At 46.4% G+C, this 3,775-nt stretch carries 5 protein-coding genes; all 5 read left to right on the forward strand.

Annotation, left to right across the window (positions count from 1 at the left end; all coding sequences use genetic code 11):
- Nucleotides 1-247: 247 nt before the first annotated feature.
- The gene (gene tsaB / locus ACTXGO_RS10855) at nucleotides 248-919 is read left to right on the forward strand and encodes a tRNA (adenosine(37)-N6)-threonylcarbamoyltransferase complex dimerization subunit type 1 TsaB (protein ID WP_443574469.1); all 672 of its coding nucleotides are present in this window, start codon (nucleotides 248-250) and stop codon (nucleotides 917-919) included.
- A gap of 95 nt (nucleotides 920-1,014) precedes the next feature.
- Complete coding sequence (locus ACTXGO_RS10860) at nucleotides 1,015-1,857, forward strand: undecaprenyl-diphosphate phosphatase (RefSeq protein WP_443574470.1); 843 nt, start codon at nucleotides 1,015-1,017, stop codon at nucleotides 1,855-1,857.
- Nucleotides 1,858-1,907: 50 nt separating this feature from the next.
- Entirely contained in the window at nucleotides 1,908-2,774 is an 867-nt protein-coding gene (locus ACTXGO_RS10865) for a class I SAM-dependent methyltransferase (protein ID WP_443574472.1), read from the forward strand.
- Between the two features lie 36 nt (nucleotides 2,775-2,810).
- Entirely contained in the window at nucleotides 2,811-3,056 is a 246-nt protein-coding gene (locus ACTXGO_RS10870) for a hypothetical protein (RefSeq protein ID WP_317199072.1), read from the forward strand.
- A gap of 102 nt (nucleotides 3,057-3,158) precedes the next feature.
- Nucleotides 3,159-3,775, forward strand: a 617-nt coding sequence (locus ACTXGO_RS10875; RefSeq protein WP_443574474.1) for a 4-hydroxybenzoate octaprenyltransferase, incomplete at its 3' end; no start/stop codon positions are given.

Genomic DNA, 3,775 nt, shown 5'->3' on the forward strand with positions numbered 1-3,775 from the left:
ATGCCAAGCGCGGAAGATATGCAAAAGCAGATGCAAGAGATGCAGAATAAAGCACCAAAAGACTTTAAAAAACGCTTTTAGTTGATAAGAAAATATCATTTTGATAAGCCCCAAACTCATGTCAGTTTTGGGGCTTTTTATGAGTATGGCTTTCGAAGATGCGCCAGAACAAATTTGCAAATAGTATGCACACTAAATGTTATCATAGGCGCTATTTTTAGGTGCTCCTAGCCAAAGCTGAGGTCTTATGTTTTTAGCGATAGATACGGTATTTGATCAGTGCTCAATTGCGATATTGGGCCGCGACGGTGAAGTTATCTTTAGCCAGACTGAGAAAGGTAAGCGTGAGCAAACTCGGCAGATACTACCGATGATAGACGCCGCTTTGCAAGCTAATCAGCTTAAACTTGCTGACATTCAAGCCTTGATATTTAATCGCGGGCCAGGTGCTTTTAGCGGTATCCGTATTAATACCGCTGTGGTGCAAGCGCTGTCGGTGGCGCATGATTTGCCTTGCGTTGGGGTATCTAGCTTGCAAGTGATCGCGCAAGCTGCCTACCAAGAATATGGTATCGAGTCAGTCTATAGCGCTCTTGATGCGCGTATGCAGCAAGTTTATTTTGGACAATACTCATTAGTAGACGACATCATGCAGTCAGTCTCTACAGAAACTGAGCAACTTTTAGATTATGACACGCAGACTGAGCTAAATTTTGCTATCGCGGGTAACGGCGCTGGACTATTAACCCTGCGTGATGGTCAGCGAATCTATGAGTCCGTTGTACCAGACGCTACTGTCATCGGGCAGGTGGGGCTAGCGCAGTTTAGGGAAACAGGCGGTACGGATGCTGCGCATGCCTTACCTAAATATCTACGCAATCAAGCTTGGAAGACTCTCAAAGAGCAAGGCAAAGCCTAGAGTCGTTTATTCTTAAGGTTACAAGCTCGCTTAATCACTATTTAACAACCCATACCAGCTCAGTTTAGCTCAGCGCTGCTTTTAGGAAGATTGCCGTGGATATCATTTTATTAATTCAAGCCGTTGTCATGGGTATCGTCGAAGGTATCACTGAGTTTTTACCCATCTCTAGCACCGGCTACTTGATTTTGTCCGCAGATGTCATGAACTTTTGGACCAAAGATAAAGTCGATTTGTTCGTCGTTGTCGTACAGCTCGGTGCTATTTTGGCGGTCATTTATGACTACTGGGGCCGCTTATGGGGCGCTCTTATGGGGCTGATAACGGGTCAATCAGATACGATGACCAACCCAAGGCAGCTGGGACTCAGTCTTATTGTCGCCACTATTCCTGTGATGATCGTCGGCTTTACCTTTGCTAATGAGATAAAAGCCTATTTATTCAATCCAATAACCGTGGCGATTATGCTTATCATCGGTGGTTTATTGATATTCTACGTCGAAAATCGTCCGCAAACGATTATCGCCAGTGAAGCGGAAGACGTGCGTGTGGCGACGGCGCTCAAGATTGGACTGCTGCAATGCTTAGCGCTGATACCAGGCACATCTCGCTCTGGCGCTACTATTATCGGTGCCTTGTGGCTTGGCGTGTCGCGCAAAGCCTCAGCGGAGTTTTCTTTCTTTTTGGGTATTCCTGTGATTGTTGGCGCAGGCTTGCTCGATTTGCTCAAGCACCATGAGGTATTGACCAGTCAGGAGGATTGGCTCGTATTGGGAGTGGGCACTATCGTCTCCTTTGTCGTCGCGCTGCTTTGTATCCGCTGGCTAGTAGCTTGGGTCAGTCGCCGCGACTTTAAAATCTTTGCCTGGCTGCGCATTATCACAGGAATAGTCGTATTAGTCGCCGCTTGGGTCTTTGGTTATCAGTTTGCGGGATAGCTTTTTATAGGACAAACCGCTTTATCTTTTTAATTATACGAGAGTGAGTCATGTCAGCACTGCCTATATGTCACTTATACTACGCTACTGATAGGCAAAAACCGCAAATCGATGCACTGCAAAATCTGCTTGATAAACATCAGTTATCATTGCAACTGAGCATTGAGCAGACGATTGGTAAAGTCAATCAAAAAATTAAGCAGCAGTTGAGCGCTTTGCACGATGATCCTGTTTTATGGTTAGATGACAAGGATAAATTATCATTAATTGCTGATGGTTTGAGTGTGGCGCCAGAGTGGGACAAATTACAGCGGCGTGTGGTCAGCGCAGGACGCAAGTCAGAGCTGCTTTTGCAAGCGGCTAAAATCACAGCAGATAGTATAGTCATTGATGCCACCGCAGGTTTTGGTCATGACAGTCTGATACTTGCCAGTACAGGCGCACGAGTCATTATGCTTGAGCAGCAGCCGATGATGGCATTATTACTATTGGCAGAACAGCGCCGCATGAGCGCACAACCAAACTGGCAAAAGCTGATGACGCGTTTGCACATCATCAACATCGATGCACGGAGTTATTTTGCTGACAAACAAAGTGCATCGACACTTGATGATAGTATCGTCGATATGGTGTATTTAGACCCGATGTTCCCAGAGGACAGCCATCAAGATAGTAAAACAGGTAAGGGAGCAAAGGTTGGTAAGCACATGCAAGTGCTGCATCAATTAGCTTATCCGCCAACCTTGATTGAGGAAGTGCAGTTGTTGCAAAGCGCTGAGGATTTTATCGCTGGGCATAACGAGCAGGGTGGCCGCGTCATCGTTAAGCGTCCACAATACGCGCCAGTATTTGCGCAGCGACAAGCCGATGAAAGCTGGCAAAATACTGCGCTGCGCTTTGATGGCTACTTTGCCTAATATTTAAATGAGTAATGAATAGTCTAGGAGCATAGGATGCTAACGATAGTCATTTGGGCGGCAGGTGCAGCCTTATTATTGGTCAATATCATACTTCGCACGCGAATCTTGCAACTTGAGGCGCACCTAAGAGCGCTGAGCGATCCACAAGAGCAGTTGACCTATTTACGCAATCAAGCAGCAGCTGGAAATAAAAGAGCTGCCATTAAGGCGCTACGCACAAAATACCCTGGACTAACGCTAGCTGAAGCCATGAAGTTATGGAAGCAAATTGAACCATAAATCAAAGCTATCAATACGTCAAAGGTTTTAAAATTAATAAGCACAAAAATAAAAAATACAGAAGGTCATAACCAAGCATAAAGGTTCTAAGACGAGTAATTAATGGCAAACTATCTTCATCTCACACTTAAAGATAAGCTCTATGCTTATATGCAACTGACGCGCTTTGACAAGCCTGTCGGTATAGAGCTACTCTTGTGGCCCACCCTCTGGGGCGTGATGCTCGCGGCTATGGGTCAAGCCCAGCAAGTGGATGGCGCAACAGCAGGTCTACCGAGTTTAAAGGTGTTTGTGCTCTTTGCATTAGGCGCGATTTTGATGCGAGCGGCAGGCTGCGCCATTAATGATTTTGCCGATCGCAAAGTAGATGGACACGTCACGCGTACTAAAGGTCGCCCACTAGCTGACGGTCGTCTAAGCGGACGCGAGGCGATAGCGGCGTTTTTGGTCTTAGTTGTACTGAGCGCCAGTTTGCTATTGTTTTTACCTATAACCGTATTTTATTGGTCATTGGGCGCAGTCGTTCTGGCCTTTATCTATCCGTTTATGAAGCGCTACACCCATTTGCCGCAAGTGTTTTTGGCTGCCGCCTTTGGCTGGGCGATACCCATGGCTTATGTCGCCGTGCAAGGCGCGCCTGATATCTGGTGCTGGCTACTATTCATCGCCTACATGTGCTGGACAATCGCTTATGATACTCAGTACGCTATGGCGGATCG

Source organism: Psychrobacter sp. T6-1 (genome assembly GCF_052258445.1).

Bases quoted from the DNA above. Each gene is read 5' to 3' on its own strand.
- tsaB (WP_443574469.1), top strand. From the start codon at position 248: ATGTTTTTAGCGATAGATACGGTATTTGATCAGTGCTCAATTGCGATA.
- ACTXGO_RS10865 (WP_443574472.1), top strand. From the start codon at position 1,908: ATGTCAGCACTGCCTATATGTCACTTATACTACGCTACTGATAGGCAA.
- ACTXGO_RS10870 (WP_317199072.1), top strand. From the start codon at position 2,811: ATGCTAACGATAGTCATTTGGGCGGCAGGTGCAGCCTTATTATTGGTC.